Source organism: Truepera radiovictrix DSM 17093 (assembly GCF_000092425.1).
In the GTDB taxonomy this organism is placed as follows: Bacteria; Deinococcota; Deinococci; order Deinococcales; family Trueperaceae; genus Truepera; species Truepera radiovictrix.
On sequence record NC_014221.1, the window covers coordinates 325,396 to 345,419 of the forward strand.

Below are 20,024 nucleotides of genomic sequence, written 5' to 3' on the forward strand. Positions count from 1 at the left end.
CCTTGCACCTTAGAGGTTACGCGTCAAGACGTACACTGTTCGGGTATGCCGTATCCGGCCAAGACGACTTCCGAAAGGGTCCTTGCCGCGGCCCTCGAGCTCCTCGAGCGCGGGGGTGAGGGCGCCCTCTCGATGCGCGCGTTAGCGGCGTCGCTCGGCCTCAGCGCCTCGAGCCTCTACCGCCACTTCCCTAACCGCGAGGCGCTCCTTAACGCGCTGGGGGACGAGAGCACCCGGCTGCTCCACGCCGCTCTGGCGCGGGCGAGCGCCGGGCGCGACCCGAGAGGGGCGCTCGTGGGGGTGGCGCACGGCTACCTCGAGTTCGCGCGCGCGCACCCCGCGCTCTACGACCTGGTGATGGCGCCGCGCGCGACCCCCGGACCGGGCAAGGACGTGTGGACGTTTCTGCTAGGGGTGCTGGGGGGGGTCACGGGACGCTCCGACGACACCGCCGCCGCAGTCGCGCTGTGGTCGTTTCTGCACGGCTTCGTGACGCTAGAGCGCGCCGGGCTGTTCGGCCCCAGCGGTCCGCAAGGGGGTCTGGAGCGGGGGTTGGCGGCGTTGCTGGCGGGGTTAGAACGCACCTGAACGCGTTCTTAAAGTACGACGGTTGTCGTTGACAATACGACGTTTTTCGTATAACATGGTGCTACCCCAAACGAGGAGGCGCCATGTCATCCCCCAGCACGCCACCCCGACCGACCGACGCGGAGTTAGCGATTCTACGGGTGCTCTGGCAGCGCGGCCCGAGCACCGTCCGCGAGGTTCACGACGCGCTCACCGGCACTGGCGACGGCAAAGCGGTGCGCTACACGACGACGCTCAAGCAGCTTCAGGTGATGACCGACAAGGGACTTGTGCGGCGCGACGAGCGCAGCCGCACGCACGTCTACGAGGCGGCCTCTAGCGAGGAAGAGACGCAAGGGGCGCTGCTCGAGCACCTCCTTAGGAGCGCCTTCGGCGGCTCCGCGCAGCAGCTCTTCCTGCGGGCTTTGTCGCGCAAGGTGGCGTCGGCGGAGGAGTTAGACGAGCTGCGCCGCCTGCTGGACGAACGGGGGAGGGGTGACGGTGAGCGCTAGAGCGCTGCTCGAGCACCCGCTCGCCGAGGCGGTCGGTTGGGCGCTGCTGCACTCGCTCTGGCAGGGAGCGCTCGTGGGCGCGCTCGTCGCGCTCGGGCTCTTCGCGCTGCGCCGCCCGCAGCACCGCTACGCCTTGGGCTGCGGCGCACTGCTTCTGATGGTGGTGCTACCCCTTCTGACGGGGGTGCTGCACTACCGCGACCTCACCGCGCCGCTCGCCGCATCCGGGGAGCTGGGGCCCTCCTCTTTCATCCCCAGCGGCGGCCTGGTCGGTGACGCTGCCCCCTCGGTAGCGCCCCCTGCAAGCTCTTCAAGCTCTTCGGCAATCCCCACGGGTACCCCCTCAGCCGCTTCGTCCTCAGTGGCACAGGTTTGGGGGCGAGTCTCCCACACGCTTACCAGCAGCGCTCCTTGGTTCACCGGCCTCTGGCTTGTCGGCGTCGCGCTTTCCTTGCTGCGGCTTCTTGGCAGCGCGCTCTACGCCGCCCGCTTTGGTGCGCGCCACCGGACCCCGGCCCCGGAAGCGTGGCAACAGACCTTTCGGACGTTGGCGGGGCGGCTCGGTCTGCGCCGCGTCCCGCGCCTCGTGCTTTCAAGCGACGTGGATACGCCCCTCGTGCTCGGCGTCCTGCGGCCCTTGGTGGTGCTGCCCGTGAGCGCCCTCACCGGCGTTCCGGCGGCGCAGCTCTCGGCCGTGCTGCTCCACGAACTCGCCCACATCCGGCGGTACGACCCGCTCGTCAACCTCTTGCAGTGCCTCCTTGAGACCCTGCTGTTCTATCACCCAGCCGTGTGGTGGATCTCGCGCGCCGTGCGCCGCGAGCGCGAGGCGTGCTGCGACGACCTCGCGGTGGCGGTCTGTGGGGACGCGCGGCTCTACGCGCGGGCCTTGGTGGGGCTCGAGGCGCTGCGCCAACGGGAGCCCGCGCTGGCGCTCGCCGCGACGGACAAACCGCTTTTGGAGCGGGTGAGGAGGTTACTCGGTATGGAATCCGACGTTCGTTCTGCACCTTCACTGCTGACGGTGCTGCTGGTTGTCACCTTGTCGTTAGGCGTGGGACTCTTCTTGACGCTGCAACCTGCGGTTGCACAAGAGGAGGCGCCTTCTACTTCTTTGCAAGTTGCTGAAGACGAAACGGTCGTGACGGGGCGCGTGCTCTGGCAAGGTGAGCCCGTCGCGGGGGTGCGCCTCGAGCTTCATAGCCGCCTCGAGCTGGACGACGACGGTGTCTGCTGCCGAGAGCCGCGCGTGTTGGCGAGCACGACCTCGGATGAAGATGGGACCTATACCTTTCGGGTAAGCGCGGCGCGTGCTTTCACCATCTGGGCGTATCCACCTACAAGCGACTATCTACCGGTGGGCTACGACCACGTATCTACCCCTGGTATTCCATTTCAAGCGAACGTTCAGCTCATGAAGGCCATTAAAGAACTAGAACCTGCTTTGACCTATGGGGTCAACCTCACGCCGACGCTAAGCTGGCAGCCTCTTCCAGAAGCTGCGCGGTACGGAGTAAGCATCACAAAGCTGAATGAAACCGATACAGTAATGGAAAATTATCAATATACGGCTGAGCCGCAGTTCACGGTAGAAACGCCGCTCGAGGAAAATGCCCTCTACTACTGGGTGGTGGAAGCGTACGATGAGACTGGCACGACGCTTGCTTATGGTGAATCGACCTTTTCTACTTCCTCAGCGCAGGCGCGCGTACCTGTAGAGCTGACGGATGTGGGTGTTCGTACCGTCCTGCCGGCTGGTTGGCAGTTGGTAGGGGCGGGCGCTTTCGAGCAGGTTACCGAAGGCGGCGAGCGGCGCAGGTTGACGTTCGAGAGGCTTCCCGGCGACGACCCCGAGGCGGTGCTAAGGGCTCGCAACGAGTCCTCGAGCGCCCCTACCGAGAGCGCCTATGGAGACCAAACGTGGCTGTGGCAAGCCGGAAGTGACCGCGACGGACGGCGCTTCGTTCAAGCGACGACCGTAGGCGGTAACGTTTATCTCATAACAGCAGAAGCAACAGACGAGTCTCCGGTAGAGCTTTACGCCTTTGTTCTGCCGCTCGTGCTGGAAAACTTCGAGGTTATAGGGGCTGATGAAGGGGACAATGGCGCGGGTGCAGCACCTCCTGGAACAAGCCAACACCTGCCGGCCCTTGCACTGCGGCGCAGCGACAATCGAGATGCTGAGGTCTTTACTCCAGCCCCTGAGACCGGAACCGTAGCGGGCACCGTGAGATGGCACCACACCCCGCTCGCCGGGGTGCGGGTCAGCTTGAGGACGCCTCGAGAGCGCCTCGAGGACGGAAGCTGCTGCGTAGGCGAGCAGGAGACGCTTCAGACCGTTAGCACGGACGAAAATGGTACGTACCGTTTTGAGGGGGTGACGCCGGGTGAGTACGAAGTGGAGGCGGAGGCGCCCTCGAGCCTCTACTGGGAGTTTATGAGCAGCAGTGTGAACGTGAGCGCCGCCTTCGAGGTGCGGGAAGACTTCCGCTTACAAAAAGTTATGGAGGTGGTCAGCCCTCATGGAGAGATGGGGGTGCCTCTCTCACCGACACTGCGTTGGAAGCCCTTCCCTGGTGCAGCGCGGTATCAGACGTATATCCATAGCGAGCGAACGGGTAATCAGGTAAGGAGCTTGCCGTCCGAAAGCACCGAGGTGACGCTGAACGCGCCGCTCGAGCCCAACGAACTCTATCAGTGGTCGGTCACTGCATATGCAGAGGACGGTACTGAAATCGCCTACTACTCCGCTGCACACTTCTCCACCGCGCCAGCCAAGGAGCAGGTCTCCGTCACCCTGCCCGACCTCGGCCTTCAGATGATGCTTTTCGAGGATTGGCAGCAAGTCACGTCCAACACGTTTGAGTGGGCACACGAGGGCGGCACGACCTACACCTTGGCGTTTCAGACGTTGCCTGGAGATGACGCCGAGGCGGCGCTGCTCGAGTTAGGCGCTACAGAGGAGCAGGTACACGCCTCTAGCTATGAGGGCAAGACGTGGTGGACGGGCGTGTTTAATGGCGTCGTTCGTCTCGCGACCGAACTGGAGGGGCAGGTTTACCTCATCGCGGCCGATAGCAGCCCGGACGGTACGGCTGAGTTCTCTTATGCTGCGGAGGTTGAAGCCCTCGGGTTCACGCTGCCTCTAGTGGCGCGGACGCTCGAGCGGGTTGGCGCGGTGGCTGAAGGTCGAGCGTAAAGGGCTACTGTTTCGTTCCCTATTACGTGTGCTCCCCTTTGCACCTGCGCGCACACTCCTGGTTGACGCGTGTTTCAGTAGCGTGTGCTGGCAACGCTCGTCAGAAACAGCACGAGCGCGAGAAAGGAGAAGAACGTAGCCACTCTAAGCCAAGGCTGCGGTATGTTGTGCTTGTTCCCGAAGCGAAAGCTACCCCAGGATAAGATTCCGGTGCCGACTGCCAAGCTGGTAAACGTCGCTGCAAGTATAAAGGCACCTTCGGTAGCTATGTACAGCGCCCCCACCAATGTTATGAGGGTATAGCCCCCCATGACGTACGGATAGATCTTCAGCAATTTCTTTTGCATCGGTCGAGCGCCTCCTCTGCCTCTGCTAGTCGCCTCTCGGCAGCAGCAAAGTCACTCTGCGCCGCGCCGAGCTCACGCTCTTCGCGTTATAGGGTGGCTTGCAACCCCCTCACGTCTTTCGACACCGTCAAAGCCTGCTGCAAGAATACAAACGACTTCACCCGACGTGACGGGGTTTTCAGGACGCCAGCAAGCCAACTTGCGGCCGTTCGCACGCGCTCGTCATCGCCCCTCACACGCCCAACGGCAAGCATAGGCCCCCTCGCGAAGCTTGCTGACTCGAGCTACTTAAGCTGCCGACACTATAGGGCGCGGACCGTTAAAAGCGCCATGAGAGAACCTTCATCTTCTTCATCATGCTCGCGTAGGAGCTGTTACGAAGCTTTGCATGCTCCGTGTGCCCGTCGAGGCTAAGCGGAGCGCAACCCCTACGAAGGGCTGCGGCAAAACGGTTGCACACCTCTCCCGAGAAGAAGCTGTCACAAAGGGGCATGGTCGGTGAGCTCGCCGACCACCGCTACCAAGCACCAGAAGCGGGCTTTCAGACGAGGAAAATGTGTCGTGAAGGGGCCTCGTGAGAGTGCTCGGGTGCTACCATGAAGCGTTTTGACAGGGCGTTTTGTCGCCCTCCGACCCCCATACAAGCCGTTTTTTCCGTGCGACGCAAAGGAGCCTCCGTTGCCGCTCGAGCTACCCATGGCCCGGCCTCACCCTGCCCCTGTCTCGCAACCCCGCCCCAAACCCCCGAGCCCCAAACTGTGGCGTCCCAAACGCGTGCTCTTTACGCCCGACGCTTTGGAGCAGCCCTTTGGTCAGCGGCTCTTGGAGCGGATGCAGTCCTTGGGCCTCGACATCACGCTGCTTAGGAGCAACCGCCTGACCGGCTTGCGCGGCAAAGACGCGCGTGAGACCTACCGGCTCGCTAAACAGACCCTGGCGGTCGTCAACGCGCCGCCCAGCTTGCTCGCGCTCCAGCCCATCCCGCCCTCAGCCGACCTGCAGTTTCACCTCGCCAAGGGCTGCCCCGCGCACTGCCAGTACTGCTACCTAGCGGGCTCGCTCGCTGGGCCGCCCGTGACGCGCGTCTACGCCAACCTGCCCGAGATCTTGGGCGCTTTGGCGCGCTATGAGCGGCCGGGGCACGTGACGACCTTCGAGGTGTCGTGTTACACCGACCCGCTGGCTCTAGAGCACCTGACGGGCAGCTTGTCCGAGTGCGTGCGCTACTTCGGCACCCGCGAGGGCGCGCGGTTGCGCTTTGTGAGCAAGTTTGACGCGGTAGCGCCGCTTCTGACGTTACCGCACGGCGGTCGGACGCAGGCGCGCGTGTCGGTGAACGCCGCGCCCATCAGCCTGCGGCTCGAGGGCGGCGTGGCGCCCGTCGCGGCGCGCCTCGGTGGGTTGCGGCAGCTCGCGGCGGCGGGCTACCCGGTAGGCGTGGTGGTGGCCCCCATCATGCCCGTGGAGGGCTGGCGCGAGCACTACGGCGCCCTCTTGGACGAGGTGGCGCGGGCGGTCGGCGACGTGCGCGAGCTGACCTTCGAGCTGATCACCCATCGCTTCACCCCCGGCTCCAAGGAGGTGCTCCTGGACTGGTACCCGAACACCGCTTTGGACATGGACGAACAGACGCGGGCGGTCAAACGCAACAAGTTCGGCGGGCTCAAGTACGTCTATGGCAAGGACACGATGAGCGAGCTGCGGGGTTTTTTCGAGACCGAGCTGGCGCGGCGCTTTCCGCAGGCGCGCGTGCTCTACTGGACGTGAGCGCTCCTCCAGCGAGTGCGCGCCCCGCACGGCAGCTCGAGATGCTGCGCGTGTCGCGCATCTTTTTAGAGCGCGAGGCGCTCGCCTACCCACGTGCTCACGATCACGACATCCTGGCGCGCTTCCCGGACGCCGAGCGCGTGGAGGTGGCGTCGCACTGGAACATCCCTGGCCTTCACGGCAACGAGGGTCTGGTCAGGGACTGGGTGCGCGTCAAGCGCACCGTGCTCGTGCTCGGCGTGCGCAAGACCTTCCCCGTGCGCCCGAACGGCCGCTCCGCCGACTTTATCGCGCCGGGGTTCGCGAGCGGCTGCGCGATGGCCTGCGCCTACTGCTACGTGCCGCGCCGCAAGGGGTTCGCCAACCCCATCTCGACCTTTGTGAACTTAGAGGCGATCCACCGCGCGGTAGGGCGTCACGCCGCCAAGCAGGGCCCCAAAAAGCCCGCGCAGACCGACCCCGCGGCGTGGGTCTACGACATCGGTGAGAACAGCGACGTCTCGGTCGACGCGCTCGTGTCGGACAACGTCCGCGACACGGTGGCCTTTTTTCGGACGCTGCCGGGGGCCAAGGCGTCGTTTGCCACCAAGTACGTCAACCGCGCGCTGCTCTCGTACGACCCGCAGGGGCGGACGCGCGTCCGCTTCTCGCTGATGCCGCAGCGCGTCGCCAAGACCGTCGACGTGCGCACCTCGCCGGTGGGGGAGCGCATCGGGGCGATCAACGACTTCGTGGCGGCGGGCTATGAAGTGCACCTCAACTTCAGCCCGGTCATCCTGTATGAGGGGTGGCGCCGCGACTACGCCGAGCTCTTCGAGCAGCTGGACGACGTGCTCTCAGACGAGGCGAAGGCGCAGCTTAAGGCCGAGGTCATCTTTTTAACCCACAACGCGCTCCTCCACGAGGTCAATCTGGGGTGGCACCCGAAGGCCGAAGCGCTCCTCTGGACGCCCGAGACGCAAGAGGCCAAGACCTCGCAGATGGGCGGTGAGAACGTCCGCTACCGCCACGGCTTTAAAGGCAAACAGGTCGCGGCGCTGCGCGACCTGCTCGCTCGAAAGATGCCCTACTGCGCGGTGCGGTACGCGTTTTAACAGCTTAAGGGCCGGGGTTGGCTGGCGGCTGGGTGAGAAGCGCCTCTAAAATCGCGCTCAGCTCGTCTTCGGGCATCACCCGGATGAGGCGGTGGTGACGGGGGTCGTCCTCGTCGATCCACTCGTTGAAACCGGTGGTGGTCAGGGTGAGCTGTTCGGTTTCGATCACGTCGAAGTACTGCCCTTCGGGGCCCCAGAGCCCGCGCACCGCGTAGAGCACCGAGCAGAGGTCCCAGGCGTTGCGGTTTCTCGAGGGCCCGTCAAAAAACTGCTCATACGCGAAGCGGACCGGGTTGGTCTCGGGGGTCGTGGCGGTCAGCGTCGCCCCGTTAAGCACCTCGTGGCAGGTGGGGCCGGTGTTAAAGTTGATCACCGTCGGCCAGTTTTCGATGACGTCGATGGCGTAGCGCGAGTCCATCTCGCGGCCCCCCGAGAGGTAGAGGTCGTTGTTGCTGCTCGGATAGTGGCCGCCCATCAGCGACAGCTCACGCACCTTCTGCTGGATGAGGGTGCGGCCGTCCAGGGGGCTATGTTCGTCCGGCCCGGAGTTGAGCAGGTCGGAGAGGTTTTGCAAAAAGCCCACCGAGACGATCGTCACGCTGTTGTCGGGCTGCGCGGCGAGCAGCTCGCGGTAGACCTCGGTCGCCGTGGGTACCGAGCCGTCCATGGGGGTGTTGTGGGGGAAACGAAGCGCCATGTCCTCGATAAAGCGCGGGTCGTGCTCGCGCCAGTAGGGGTAGGCTTCGGCGTAGTAGGGCCGGTCGGTGAGGCCGATGGGGATGTCCGGACGGCCGTAGTAGGTGTTGACCACGTCGATAGCGGGCGGGGCGAAGGGGTCGGCGACGTTGGAGACGACGCCCAAGATGGTGACCTCGTCCATATCAGCGAGCGCGTGCAACACGGCGAGCGCCCCGACATCGTCGACGTCGATACCGTAGTCGGTATCGTAAATCACGCGTACGCCCCCTGCGGGCGGTTCCTCCGGTTCGCCGGGTTCGTCGATGGGGTCCGGGGGGGTGGGGTCGCTCGGCTCCTCCACCGGTGGGGGGTCGGGTGTCAAGAGATCGTCGACCTCGCCGCACGCTGCGAGGAAAAAGAGCGGCAGGGTCAAGGCGAGCGCTTTGCGAAGGGGGGTGTGCTTCATCGTTACGCTTCCTCTACTGAGCTAGAGTCTGGGGTACACCTCCGCAGCGTAGCTCCCGAAACTGGGCCACATGCCGGAGGCAGAGACTGACGTGATTGTCAGTAAAGCATCCCCAAGCGGAAAGTCGCCGTCGCCCAAAAAACGTCTCGAGCCCGGGGCGCGCCTCTCGGACCGAGAGGCGGGGGCGAGGGGGTGTCGGCGCTGCGGTCGCGGTGAGGCGGCGTTCGGGTCGCCCTGCCCTTAAAGGTGGCTCAAGGAAGAGCTAAGCGCTCGCTTTCGGCTGCTAAGAGGGGCGGCGTCCCCCAAGCAGGGGTGGGACCACGAAAAACAGCCTCGAGCTCGTGCTCGAGGCTGCGGTACCCGCCCGGTACTGAGGGTAAGTGACCCCAAGGGGTCCCTCAGCTCGGGACTGTGGTCAGTTACCCTCGACGGGTACCTCCACTGGTCAGCTCATTTTGTAAAATTCGGACCACCTCCTTTCCGTGGTAAACGAATCGTACACCAAAACCGGCGGGCGCGTGTAAGGTTCGTTACGTTGCGCGGGCTAGCGCTTACGGGACGTTTGCCCTACGCGGCCCCCGGCGGGCGCTCCCTATACTAAAAGGGTGAAGCACCCCTCGCAAAAACGCTTTTGGTGGCTCGCCGCGCTGGGGGTCGTAGCGGCTTTGGTGGCGGCGTTTTCCTGGGGGCAGCTGCGCGCGGACGCGGCACCGACGCTCCACGGCACGGCGCTCGACAACCCGCCGCTGGTCGCACCTTTCGAGCTCACGAACGCGCGCGGCGAGCGCGTCACCTTAGAGGCGTGGCGCGGCGAGCTGCTGCTCGTCTTTTTCGGGTTTACGAGCTGCCCCGACGTGTGCCCGCTGACGCTCGGGCGCCTCGCCAAGATCTACGAGGACCTGGGCGAACCCGAGGACGTGCAGGTCGTGATGATCACCGTCGACCCCGAGCACGACACCCCCGAGGTGACGCAGCGCTACGCCGAGGCCTTTCACCCCGACTTCGTCGGTTTAAGCGGTTCGACCGCCGACATCGCGGAGGCGGCGAAGCGGTTTTACGTCGGTTACCGCGAGCTGGGCGAGCGCAGCTTTTTACACACCGATACCGTGGCGCTCCTCGACCGCGAGGGACGGCTCAGGCTCGTCTACGGTCAGGACAAGGTGGCGCGCATCGGCAGCGACCTTAAGACCATCCTGGCGCAGCGGCGTTGGTGAACACCGGGTCTGGGTTTTCGGCGCGCCCCCGACTCGGCTTCTGGGCCCCAGAGCGTTCTGCCTGACGCGCCCAGCGCACAGTATCTTTCACAGTATCTTTGGCGAGCGCTGGGCGCCGAGGGTGGTTGAGGTGCCCTCTAGAGCCGCTAGCGCCGTCGCCTGCGCGGACGGCCGCCTGCACGAGGTCTGTGGGCGTGCGGCCTTTTGTCTGTGGTCACGACGCCCAGTGCCACCCCAACTTGCGCTCGCAGCTTATCCCACAAGCTCGTCTAGTGCCCGCTCGAGGGTCGGGTAGCGGAACGCGAAGCCTTCCTCCAAGAGCCGCGCGGGGCGCACCTTGGCGCTCGCCAAGAGGAGCTCGTCGGCGAGCTTGCCGAGCGCTAGGCGTAAGAGCGGGGCGGGGGTCGGGAAGAGGGCGGGGCGCCTGAGGCGCGCCGCCGCCGCACGGCTCAGCTCGAGCTGCCGCACGCTCCCCGGCGCTGTGAGGTTGTAGGGGCCGTGGCCCCTCTCGAGCAGGAACAAGATGGCCTCGGCGAGGTCCTCCAGGTGGATCCAGGAGAGCCACTGCTGACCGCTCCCTAGAGGCCCTCCGAGCCCGAGCTTGATGGGCAGCAGGAGCTTACGCCACGCCGGCGCCTCGCGCGCAAAGACCACGCCGATGCGCCCGAGGACGAGGCGCGCCCCGGCCGCGTCTTCGGGCGCCGCCTCCCAACGCCGGCAGATCTCCGCCAGCACCCCCTCGCCGCTCGGCGCCTCTTCGCCCAGTTCGGCGTCGCCGCGGTCGCCGTAGTAGCCTGTGGCGGACGCCTGAAACCAGACCTGGGGCGGCGCGCTGCAGCGCCGCGCCGCCGCCAAGAGCGTCTGCGCGCTCTCGAGCCGGCTCGAAAGCACCCGCTGCTGGTGCTCGCGGCCCAGGCGCCCGTCGGCGATCGAGGCGCCCGCGAGGTTGATGATGGCGTAGGCGCCCTCGAGCGCCCCCCCCAGCGTCTCGAGCGCGCGCTCGTCGCCCTTGCGCGCCGCCGCGGGATCCCAGCCGACGGCTTGACCCGCGGGGAAGCGGTGCTTGGCGGGGTCGCGGGTGAGGAGCCGCAACGCGTAGCGCCCCGCTGCGGCGCGCACGAGCGCGCGCCCCACGAGGCCGGAGGCGCCGGAGATGACGAGGACGGGGGGGGAGTCGGGTGGGGTCATGCTTTAGGATAGCGTAGGGCGCGCAGGCCCTGCGCGCGGCCGAGGCGTGACTCGGCTACCGGCTAACGGTCGGCGTAGCGCCTGAACGCCTCCGGGATCGCCTCGCACGAGACCCAGAGGGTGCCCCCCTCGAGCCGCGCGCGGCCTTCGCGTTGCAACCCCTTCAAGGTCGCCTGCACCTTGCCCTGCACCTGGCGCAAAAACGCCCCCTCCCAGTCGGCTTCGCCGGGGCGGTGGTGGGCCAAAAACGCGCGGTGAAACGCGGGCAGCTCGTCTAGGGGGATGGCGGCCTCGAGGGCGTGCCAGTCGGTCCAGTCCACGCCCCATGCTACCCCCGCCAAAGGCGCGGGTGGTAGACTCCCTTCTGCGCAGCTGCGCACCCTAGGAGACCCTATGCGTGTTGCCATTGTCGGAGCTACCGGAGCGGTTGGTCAGGAGCTGCTAGCGCTCCTCGCGGAGCGTGACTTTCCCGTCACCGAGCTGACGCTCTACGCGTCATCGCGCTCGGCCGGGAAGACGCTGACGGTGGGCGACGAGACGTACACGCTACGGGCGCTCCCCGAGGACGGGAACCTGCGCGCCGACGTGGTGTTCTCCTCGGCGGGCGGGTCGGTCTCCAAAGCGCACGCGTGGCGGTGGGCCGAGCACGGCGCGCTCGTCATCGACAACACCAGCGCGTGGCGCATGGACCCGCGGGTGCCTCTGGTGGTCCCCGAAGTAAACGCCGAGGCGGCGCTCTCCCACCGCGGCGTCATCGCCAACCCCAACTGTTCGACCATCATCGCGCTCCTGGCGCTCGCCCCGCTGCACCGCGCGTTCGGGCTGACGCGCGCGACCGTTGCGACCTACCAAGCGGTCTCGGGGGCGGGGGCGGCCGGCATCGACGAGCTCAGGGCGCAGACCGAGGCCGTCTTGGCGGGGGAGGCGCCCACGCCGCAGAAGTTCGCGCACCCTATCGCCTTTAACCTCTTCAGCCACGACTCCGCGGTTGGTGAGGACGGCTACAACGTCGAGGAGCGCAAACTGCTGCTCGAGTCGCGCAAAATTTTGGACGCGCCCGAGCTGATGCTCAGCGCGACCTGCGTCCGCGTGCCCGTCTTCCGCGCGCACTCCGAGGCCATCCACGCCGAGTTTGCGCGCGCCGTGACCCTCGAGGGGGCCCTCGCGGTGCTGCGCGCCGCGCCGGGGGTGCGCGTGGTGGACGACCGCCCGAACAACCACTTCCCGATGCCCCTGGAGGCGTCGGGGCGCGACGAGGTCCTGGTAGGCCGCCTCCGCGAGGACGCGAGCCGACCGGGGGCTCTGGCGCTCTTCGTCTCCGGCGATCAGATCCGCAAGGGGGCGGCACTCAACGCCGTGCAGATCGCCGAACACCTCGCCCGGCAGGGGGCGCTGCGGGCGCGCGAGCTCTCGGCTTAGGCGTCACTGGAGAGCCTCGCGTGCTCCCGACTCGAGCTTCGAGTCGGGTGGTGTTGGCCGGCTGGGAACGACTCGCGTGGCGCCGGTAGCCCCGTGTTGGGCTTGGGTTATGGTCATCGAGGGTTGCGATGATAGGAGGTGAGCGATGAGCATGCTTTTAGCAGGTTTCGCGGGTGGGGCGTTGGCCCAGTGGTTGCGGCTTCCGGGTGGGGCGGCGATCGGCGCCATGCTCGCCACGGCGGCGGTGAGCGTCCTCTTGGGCGAGCGCGCGGCGGCGCTGCCACCCGGCCTGCCGTTTGTCGCCCTCGTGCTCGTCGGGGTCAGCGTCGGCAGCACGGTGCAGCGCGAGACGCTCGCCCATGCGGGGCACCTGCTCCTACCCGCCCTGCTCATCCTGCTCTCGTTCTCCGTCTTCGGCGTCGCGCTGGCGCTCCTCATGCAGCGCGTTTTCGGTTTCGACCTCACCACGGCGCTCTTCGCTACCGCTCCGGGCGGCATGTCCAACATGGCGATCCTGGCACAAGAGGCGGGGGGCAACGGGTTCGCCGTGGCGCTGATTCACATGGTCCGCGTGATGGGAATTTTTCTCCTGCTGCCGCTTTTGACCGTGCTCTTCGGCCGGTAGCGTTTTAAGCCTCTAAATCTGCTACAGTAGGCCATGAGCCAAGAAAAACGTCTGACGCGTTCGCAGCGCGACAAAAAGATCGGCGGGGTCTGCGCGGGGCTCGCCGAGTACCTAGGGATCGACGCCACCATCATCCGCCTCATCTTCGTGGTGCTCTTGTTCACGGGTGGGCCCGGGCTCATCCTCTACCTGGCGCTCTGGCTGATCCTGCCGCAGGGACCCAGCTACTCGTGAGCGTTCGGCTGAACGTCTGACGAAAGGGCGCGTTTTTCCGCGCCCTTTAGCGTGCGGGCGTCTGCGCTCTGGCTGCGTACCACGCCAGCGTCCGCCTAAGCCCCTCCTCGACGGACACGTCGGGTTCAAAGCCCAAAAGCCGTTGCGCTCTGCTGATGTCCGCCCTCGAGTGGGCGATGTCGCCCGGACGGGGCGGGTCGAAGCGCGGCTCGAGCCTCCGCAGGTCCTCGCGGCCCGTCACCTCGGCGAGCCGGTCTCGCAGCGTTTCGTATAACGCCCTGGTCGTCGTGGCGCCGCCGTTACCGACGTTAAAGACCTCGCCGAACGCCGCCGGATTCTCCGTCGTGGCGGCGAGCACGTTTGCCTGCACGACGTTACCGACGAAGCAGAAGTCGCGGGTGGCGGAGCCGTCGCCGAAGATCACCCCGCGCTGACCCGACAGCAGCCGCGCGGTCCACTTGGGGATCACCGCCGCGTAGGCGCCGTTGGGGTCCTGGCGCGGCCCGAAGATGTTGAAGTAGCGCAGCCCAATGGCCTCGAGGCCGTGCAGGCGGGTGAACACGCCCGCGTAGAGCTCGTCCATGGCCTTGCTCGCCGCGTACGGGGAGAGCGCGTCGCCGACCGCCTCTTCGCGCGCGGGGAGGGTTTCGGCGTTGCCGTAGACGGCGCTCGAGGAGGCGTACACAAAGCGCTTAAGCCCCCTTTCCTGCGCGGCAACGAGCAGGTTTAAAAACCCCGTGACGTTGCTCCGGTGGTTGAGAAGCGGGTCCTCGATGGAGCCCGGGACGGAGACGAACGCCGCTTGGTGCAGCACGGCGTCGACGCCCGCGAGCGCCTCCCGGCAGGTCGCGAGGTCGCTGATATCCCCCTCGATAAAGCGCAAGCGCGACCAGGCGGCCTCGCCGACCGCCCGCTGGACCTCGTCTAAATTGTGGCGGTGGCCGGTCGCGAAGTTGTCGAGACCCACGACCCGTTGCTCGAGCTTTAGGAGCGTTTCGAGCAGGTGTGAACCGATAAACCCCGCGGCGCCGGTTACGAGCCACGTTCGGGGCGCCCTGCGCAAGCGCTCTTGCAGGAGGTGATAGGTTGTCGTTGTCGTCATCACGCGTTCCATTCCCGGCGCCTGCGCTTCCCGCGTCCTGACGGGGGCGGTCTCAGCAGAGGTGCGCCTAGAGGCGCCGCAGCGCGTCTTGAGCGTTTTAGCCCATGGAAGCCATCGTAGCGCGCTGGCACTACGACAGCGGCGCACCTGCACCGCGCCTTCCGGGTACGCTGCACCTTACGCTACCGGCGTGTCGCGAGCGTGCCGCCCGCTGACGCGCGGCTGATATGGGGGTGATAGGCTTTAAGGATGCGAATCTTGGTCTCGAACGACGATGGCATCTACTCCCCCGGTATCCGCGCGCTCGCCGAGGTCGCCAAGGAGTTTGGCGAGGTGCGCGTCGTTGCCCCCGACGTCGAGCAGTCGGCGATGGGGCACGCCATCACCATCTCGCGCCCCCTGACCTACCACGCGACCGCCATCAACGGCCTCGAGGGTTACCGCGTCAACGGTACCCCCGCCGACTGCGTCGCGCTCGGGGCGCACCTCTGGCAGGAGGTCGACCTCGTGCTCTCGGGGATCAACCTAGGGCTCAACTTGGGGCACAACGTCTGGCACTCGGGCACCGTGGCGGCGGCCAAGCAGGCGGCGTTTCTCGACATCCAGGCGATCGCCTTTAGCGCCCCCTACGAGGGGACGCCCCCCGACTACGAGGTGCTCAAACCCTTTGTCAAAGACATTATCGCGCGCCTGATCGAGGATCCGCTCCCCTTGGTCAACGTCAACTTGCCGTACAACCCCAAGGGGGTGCGGTGGACGCGGCAGTCGGTGCGCCACTACGAGGGGAGCGTCGTCCCCGGCGAGGACCCGATGGGCCGCTCGCACTTCTGGTTCGCGGCCTACCCGCGCACGGGCGCTGAGAAGGGCACCGACCGCTGGGCGATCGAACACGACTACGTCTCGCTCACCCCGTTGCGCCTCGACCTCACCGACGAGGGGCTCCTCGCCGACGCCGTCACCAAAGCCAAAGAGGCGCAGGTTGGCAAGTAGGGGGTGACGTGTAGCGAGTGGCGCGTGGTCTGGGGCGCGGTTCCACAGGGCACGCGCCGCAAGCTATGCGCCCTCGGCTTCGGCGAGGTAGCGCGCGACCCACGCGTCGGAGGTCTCGTCGGCGAGGCGCTCCATGGTGAGTCTCGGGAGCGACCAACCCGGTGGCGGCGCGAGCTCCAAAAAGTCGAGGATGCCCCGCACTGTCCCCTCGGGGTCGCGCACGTAGTCCTCGTAGACGACGGTGTAAGGGGTCGCCTCGAGGGCGTCGAAGAGCTCTTGCCAGCGCGCCTCGCGCAGGCTAAGCTCCTGGACGAGCCCGGAGAGCGCCGCGAAGTCGAAGTGAGCGCGCGCGCCCTCGCGGACCGCGTCGCCGTGGTAACGCTCCCACACCCCCGACTGCTGCGCGCGCCAAAAGGACACGGCTTGGCGCACCTTGTTGCGCCGCGTGAGGTAGACGAAGCGGACGCCCGGAAACACCGTCCGGATCAGCTCCGCCTCCGAATGGGCGGCGCAGCCCCGAAGCGTCCGCAGCCCCGCGAAAAAGGGCGCCATGTCCGCGTCGAGCATCGCTTTGACGCCGAAGACGCCGTTTGGCGAGGCGGTCTGAAAGACGAGCGCGCGCAGGTAGTCGGGGACGGCCTCGGCCTCCTCGGCGCGGCCCGCTAGCCCGAAGCGCGCGAAGAGCTCCGGCCAGAAGCGGCGGTTGAAGTATTCGGTGGGCCGACCGGCGACGCCCGTGGCGCTAAGGGCGTCGCCGAGCGCCGAGGAGCCGCTGCGCGGGGTGGTGCAGAGCCAGTAGGTGGGGTTAGGCGGAGTCACGCACCTTCTCCGTAAAGAACAGCCAGACGGTGCAAGAGCGCCGCGATGTGGCCCTTTGACACCATTAAGGGTAGATGGCCGTCACAAAACCTGTCCTTGCGAACGTGCAGCGTGAGGAGCTTTAAGACGTCATCGAGGGGCGCCGTTTGTAACCGTTCGGGCTCGAGGTCGTAGCGCTCCGCTTCGCGCTGCCACTCTGGCCAGTTAAACCCCGGCATGATGAGACCAAAGGTGTAGAGCCGCTCGACAAACTCGGAAAGCTGCTCGTCCCAGAGGTGCGGACAAAAGAGGCTGACGCTAACGTCTATTCGGCTCGGTTGATAGTACCGATTCTCGAAAATCGGCAAAAACGTCAGCAGCTCGGCGACCTGTTTGGGGGTCGGTTCGGGTGTCCCCGTCATCCCTTTACCGAACCCGCTAGGAGCCCGCGGATAAAGTAGCGGCCCAAGATGACGTAAATCAGCAGCGTCGGCAAGGCAGCGAGGATGGCGCCGGCCATCGGCAGGTTCCAGGCGACCGCTTGGCCCCCCGCGAGGTTGGCGAGCGCGACGGTGATGGGTTGTGAGCGCTGGCTGGTGAGCGTCACGGCGAAGAGGAATTCGTTCCAGATCTGTGTAAACTGCCAGATGATGACCACCACGAAGCCCGAGACAGAGAGCGGAAAGACGACGCGCCAGTAGAGGCCGAAAAAGCCGGCGCCGTCGATTTTACCAGCTTCTAACATCTCGTCGGGGATCTCGGCGTAGAAGTTGCGGAAGATGAGCGTGGTAATCGGCAGCCCGTAGACGATGTGGGTGAGGATAAGCCCCCACAGGCTGCCGTAGAGCCCGATGTCGCTCAAGAAACGAAAGAGCGGGATGAGGACGCTCTGGTAGGGGATGAACATACCGAACAAGATGAGTGGAAAGACGATGTTCGCCCCCGGAAAGCGCCACTTCGAGAGGACGTAGCCGTTAAGCGAACCCAAAAGGGCCGAGCCCAGGGTGGCGACCACGGTGAGCACGAGGCTGTTGCGCAGGGTAGGAGCGAAGGCGTTCCAAGCGTCGGCGAAAGAGCGCCAGTTGGGCGTCTCGGGGAGCCGCCAGGTGTTGGCTAGGGTGATCTCGGCGGGGGTCTTGAGGCTGGTAATTACCACCAGGTAGACGGGTAAGAGGTAAAAGAGCGACGCGAGCACGAGGAGCGCGTAGACCAGCCAGCGCCCGCGCGCGCTGCGTTTCGGGCGGGTGTGGGCCTCGGGCGCGGTGTAGGTGCGGACCGTGGTCACCGCCTCACCTCCGTTTTCAGGCTCGAGTACAGATAGGGGATGATCACCGCGGCGACCAGGATAAGGAGCACGATGGCAATAGCCGCCCCCTCGGCGAACTGGTTGGCGCGAAACGCGCGCAGGTACATGAGGAGCGCCGGCACGTCGGTCGTGGCGTTGTCGGCGCCGGCCATGGCGAAGACCAAGTCGAAGATCTTGAGGCTGATGTGGCCCAGGATGATCATCGCCGAGAGCGTGATGGGGGCTAGCAGCGGCAAGATGACGTGCCGGTAGAGTTGCCATTCACTCGCCCCGTCGCTGCGGGCGGCTTCGCGCAGCTCGTCGGGGATGCCGCGCAGCCCCGCTAGGTAGAGCGCCATGGTGTAGCCCGACATCTGCCACACGGCCGCCAAGATAATACCGATGAAAGCGAGGTTAAACCCGTGCGTCTCGGGAAAGGGGAGGATGACGGTGCGCCGCGCGCCGGTAAAGGTCCACGCGACGAGCCCGAGCGTGATCACCCCGAAGGCGAGGGTGCGGGTACGGTCGCCGCGCCTCAGCGCTCGCACGAAGAGCAGCGCGAAGATAAGCGACACGAGCAGGCCGGTGAAAAAAGGCAGATCCTGCCAGTTAAACTGCCACACCTGCGTGCGCGACGCGAGCCAGCGGAAGTCGCCCGGCGGCAGCCCGACGAGCGTCGGCAGCACGTTGAGGCCCCCCTGCGGCTGCAAGAGCCAGCGCCAGATGGTCCCCGTGACGATAAACGCGAGCGCCATCGGGAAGAGGAACACGGTGCGAAAGAGCCCCTCGCCGCGGACGTTTTGCTCTAACAGCACCGCGAGCCCGAGACCCAGCCCCAAGCACCCCGCGAGGAAAAAGAGGGTGAAGAAAAAGGTGTTGACCAGGTCCTGGCGGAACCTCGCTTCGGAGGGGGCGGTAAAGAGCTGCCGGTAGTTCTCGAAGCCGATAAATTCGAGCTGGGGCTCGAGCGCGAGCGCCTGCAAGGGGTCTTTACCCCAGTTGGTCAAGGACACCCAAAAGGTTTGGCCGATAAAACCGTAGACGAAGATGCCGAGCAGAACGAGTGAGGGCAGCAGCATAAGGACTGCTGTCAGCCGGTCGCGTGAAAAGCGCATGGTGGTCGGGGGGACCCCGCACCCCCTTTCGTAGACTCGTGGGTTTGAAAGAAGATGAGGATACCGAGCCCGGTATCCCCACCGTGAACCGACTGGGGTTGTGGCGCTACCCGCCGATACCCGTGCGGGTCGCCAGCTCCTGCGCCGCCGCGCCCGCTTGCTGCGCGTCGCCGGAGCTGAGGTAGGTCTCTAACACGTTGGCGAACTCGCTCATAAAGGTCTGGTTGGCGGCAGCGCCGTGGACGAGCGAGCCGACTTGGCGGTCGGTGCTGTAGTCCTCGTAGGCCGACTGGAGATAGGCGTTGTAGAGGCTGATGTCCGAGTCCAGACGCGGCGAGATGGAGCCCTTAAGCGGGTTGAAGACGTCTTGGCCCTCGCGCGAACCCACCAGGCGCAGCCAGTTGAGCGTCGCTTCGCGGTTGGGGGCGCCGACCGGCAACCCGAAAGCGTCGGCCAGGAGCATAAAGACGCCGTCGGTGCCCGGCGACGCGGCCCAACCGAAGTCGGTTTCGGGTTCTAGGCCGAGCGTGGTGGTCATGTACCCCGCGGCCCAGTCGCCCATGATGTTAAAGGCGGCCTCGCCGGCGACGAGGCGGTCGGTCGCTTGCTGCCACGACAGCCCCGCCGCGTCGTCGTTCGTGCAGGCCATGATCTCGCCGAAAGTCTCCCACACCCCGACCGCTTCGGGGGAATCGAACGCCAGCTCCCCCGACCAGAGGGCGTCGTAGTTGTCGGGCCCTAAAACGGCCAGGGCGACCGACTCCCAAAGGTGCTGCTGCGTCCAGTTCTCGCCGAGCACCAAGGGGGTCACGCCCTGCTCTTGGAGCGTCGGGCAGACCTCCAAAAAGGCCTCCCACGAGGTCGGCACCTCGATACCCCACCCCTCTAAGTTAGCGGGCACGTACCACATCACGTTCGAGCGGTGAACGTTGACGGGGACGCTCCAGATACCCTCGTCGGTGCTGCTCAGCTCGAGCAGCCCCTCGGGGAAGACCTCGTTCCACCCCTCCTCCTCGAAGAGCGGCGTGAGGTCCTCCATGCGGCCAGCCGCCACCCACGTGCCGATCAGCTCCTGGCCCGCGTGGACCTGGAAGGTGTCGGGGGGGTCGCCGCCCAACATGCGGGTGGTCAAAACCGCGCGCGCGTTGACCCCCGCGCCGCCCGTCACGGTCGCGTTGACGACCTCCGTGCCGGGGTAGCGCTCCTCGTAAAGGTCGATTAGCGCCTCTAGCGCCGGCCCCTCGTCACCGGCCCACCACGAGAAGATCTCGAGCTGCTGCGCCTGCGCCACCGATAGGGAGGACGCGCCAAGAAGAGCCCCGATGCAAAGCCGTTTCACCATCTCTCCTCCGGTTGACTTGCTACAGGTTTACGTCGCTTGTTTTGGTCAAGCAGGCTGATTCTACACCATGCGGGGCGGGGTA

At 66.0% G+C, this 20,024-nt stretch carries 19 protein-coding genes; 10 read left to right on the plus strand and 9 right to left on the minus strand.

The genetic code is table 11. The features are described from left to right. Window positions 1-45: 45 nt before the first annotated feature. The 5 genes from TRAD_RS01430 (at window position 46) to TRAD_RS01455 (ending at window position 7,486) form a co-directional block, all read left to right on the plus strand. Complete coding sequence (locus tag TRAD_RS01430) at window positions 46-588, plus strand: TetR/AcrR family transcriptional regulator (RefSeq protein WP_013176799.1); 543 nt, start codon at window positions 46-48, stop codon at window positions 586-588. A gap of 83 nt (window positions 589-671) precedes the next feature. Next, the gene (locus TRAD_RS01435) at window positions 672-1,079 is read left to right on the plus strand and encodes a BlaI/MecI/CopY family transcriptional regulator (RefSeq protein ID WP_013176800.1); all 408 of its coding nucleotides are present in this window, start codon (window positions 672-674) and stop codon (window positions 1,077-1,079) included. A gap of 73 nt (window positions 1,080-1,152) precedes the next feature. Continuing rightward, window positions 1,153-4,278 carry a M56 family metallopeptidase gene (locus TRAD_RS14950; protein WP_148221156.1) on the plus strand — a complete coding sequence of 1,042 codons (3,126 nt, stop codon included), beginning with the start codon at window positions 1,153-1,155 and terminating at the stop codon, window positions 4,276-4,278. 1,043 nt (window positions 4,279-5,321) lie between these two features. After that, a complete protein-coding gene (locus tag TRAD_RS01450) occupies window positions 5,322-6,392 on the plus strand; it encodes a spore photoproduct lyase family protein (protein WP_041947414.1) in 1,071 nt (356 codons plus the stop codon). A gap of 41 nt (window positions 6,393-6,433) precedes the next feature. Next, entirely contained in the window at window positions 6,434-7,486 is a 1,053-nt protein-coding gene (locus TRAD_RS01455) for a spore photoproduct lyase family protein (protein WP_013176804.1), read from the plus strand. A 4-nt stretch (window positions 7,487-7,490) separates the two neighbouring features. On the opposite strand, the gene TRAD_RS14955 is transcribed toward TRAD_RS01455, so the two are convergent. Further along, the gene (locus TRAD_RS14955; RefSeq protein ID WP_013176805.1) at window positions 7,491-8,630 is read right to left on the minus strand and encodes a nucleoside hydrolase; all 1,140 of its coding nucleotides are present in this window, start codon (window positions 8,628-8,630) and stop codon (window positions 7,491-7,493) included. Between the two features lie 605 nt (window positions 8,631-9,235). Here TRAD_RS14955 and TRAD_RS01465 point away from each other — a divergent pair. Beyond that, the gene (locus TRAD_RS01465) at window positions 9,236-9,844 is read left to right on the plus strand and encodes an SCO family protein (RefSeq protein WP_013176806.1); all 609 of its coding nucleotides are present in this window, start codon (window positions 9,236-9,238) and stop codon (window positions 9,842-9,844) included. Between the two features lie 252 nt (window positions 9,845-10,096). On the opposite strand, the gene TRAD_RS01470 is transcribed toward TRAD_RS01465, so the two are convergent. Together TRAD_RS01470 and TRAD_RS01475 are read right to left on the minus strand one after the other, a co-directional pair. After that, window positions 10,097-11,032 (minus strand): TIGR01777 family oxidoreductase, encoded by a 936-nt coding sequence (locus TRAD_RS01470; protein ID WP_013176807.1) that lies wholly within the window; start codon window positions 11,030-11,032, stop codon window positions 10,097-10,099. A gap of 62 nt (window positions 11,033-11,094) precedes the next feature. Continuing rightward, on the minus strand, window positions 11,095-11,352 hold the full coding sequence (locus tag TRAD_RS01475) for a hypothetical protein (protein ID WP_013176808.1): 258 nt from the start codon (window positions 11,350-11,352) through the stop codon (window positions 11,095-11,097). A gap of 73 nt (window positions 11,353-11,425) precedes the next feature. Here TRAD_RS01475 and TRAD_RS01480 point away from each other — a divergent pair, with 73 nt between their 5' ends. From TRAD_RS01480 to TRAD_RS01490, 3 genes are all read left to right on the plus strand, one after another. After that, window positions 11,426-12,451: an aspartate-semialdehyde dehydrogenase gene (locus TRAD_RS01480; protein WP_013176809.1), complete on the plus strand. Its 1,026-nt coding sequence runs from the start codon at window positions 11,426-11,428 to the stop codon at window positions 12,449-12,451. Window positions 12,452-12,596: 145 nt separating this feature from the next. Continuing rightward, window positions 12,597-13,076 (plus strand): AbrB family transcriptional regulator, encoded by a 480-nt coding sequence (locus TRAD_RS01485; protein WP_013176810.1) that lies wholly within the window; start codon window positions 12,597-12,599, stop codon window positions 13,074-13,076. Between the two features lie 33 nt (window positions 13,077-13,109). Beyond that, the gene (locus TRAD_RS01490; RefSeq protein ID WP_013176811.1) at window positions 13,110-13,310 is read left to right on the plus strand and encodes a PspC domain-containing protein; all 201 of its coding nucleotides are present in this window, start codon (window positions 13,110-13,112) and stop codon (window positions 13,308-13,310) included. 46 nt (window positions 13,311-13,356) lie between these two features. On the opposite strand, the gene TRAD_RS01495 is transcribed toward TRAD_RS01490, so the two are convergent. Next, complete coding sequence (locus TRAD_RS01495; RefSeq protein WP_221401629.1) at window positions 13,357-14,412, minus strand: SDR family oxidoreductase; 1,056 nt, start codon at window positions 14,410-14,412, stop codon at window positions 13,357-13,359. A gap of 249 nt (window positions 14,413-14,661) precedes the next feature. Between TRAD_RS01495 and surE the strand changes: the two genes are divergently transcribed. Next, window positions 14,662-15,402, plus strand: coding sequence for a 5'/3'-nucleotidase SurE (gene surE / locus TRAD_RS01500; protein WP_013176813.1), 741 nt, complete (start codon window positions 14,662-14,664; stop codon window positions 15,400-15,402). A gap of 63 nt (window positions 15,403-15,465) precedes the next feature. Here the strand turns inward: surE and TRAD_RS01505 are convergent, their stop codons facing one another. The 5 genes from TRAD_RS01505 to TRAD_RS01525 all read right to left on the minus strand — a co-directional run bounded on the left by TRAD_RS01505 (window position 15,466) and on the right by TRAD_RS01525 (window position 19,942). Continuing rightward, on the minus strand, window positions 15,466-16,221 hold the full coding sequence (locus tag TRAD_RS01505; protein WP_013176814.1) for a Stf0 family sulfotransferase: 756 nt from the start codon (window positions 16,219-16,221) through the stop codon (window positions 15,466-15,468). Beyond that, entirely contained in the window at window positions 16,218-16,622 is a 405-nt protein-coding gene (locus TRAD_RS01510) for a DUF6508 domain-containing protein (protein WP_013176815.1), read from the minus strand. Before TRAD_RS01510 ends, TRAD_RS01505 begins: the two co-directional genes overlap by 4 nt. Continuing rightward, window positions 16,619-17,413, minus strand: a complete 795-nt coding sequence (locus TRAD_RS01515; RefSeq protein ID WP_373466576.1) for a carbohydrate ABC transporter permease — start codon at window positions 17,411-17,413, stop codon at window positions 16,619-16,621. Before TRAD_RS01515 ends, TRAD_RS01510 begins: the two co-directional genes overlap by 4 nt. Window positions 17,414-17,481: 68 nt before the next feature. Beyond that, the gene (locus TRAD_RS01520) at window positions 17,482-18,600 is read right to left on the minus strand and encodes a carbohydrate ABC transporter permease (protein WP_013176817.1); all 1,119 of its coding nucleotides are present in this window, start codon (window positions 18,598-18,600) and stop codon (window positions 17,482-17,484) included. A gap of 106 nt (window positions 18,601-18,706) precedes the next feature. Continuing rightward, on the minus strand, window positions 18,707-19,942 hold the full coding sequence (locus tag TRAD_RS01525; RefSeq protein ID WP_013176818.1) for an ABC transporter substrate-binding protein: 1,236 nt from the start codon (window positions 19,940-19,942) through the stop codon (window positions 18,707-18,709). Window positions 19,943-20,024 lie beyond the last annotated feature (82 nt).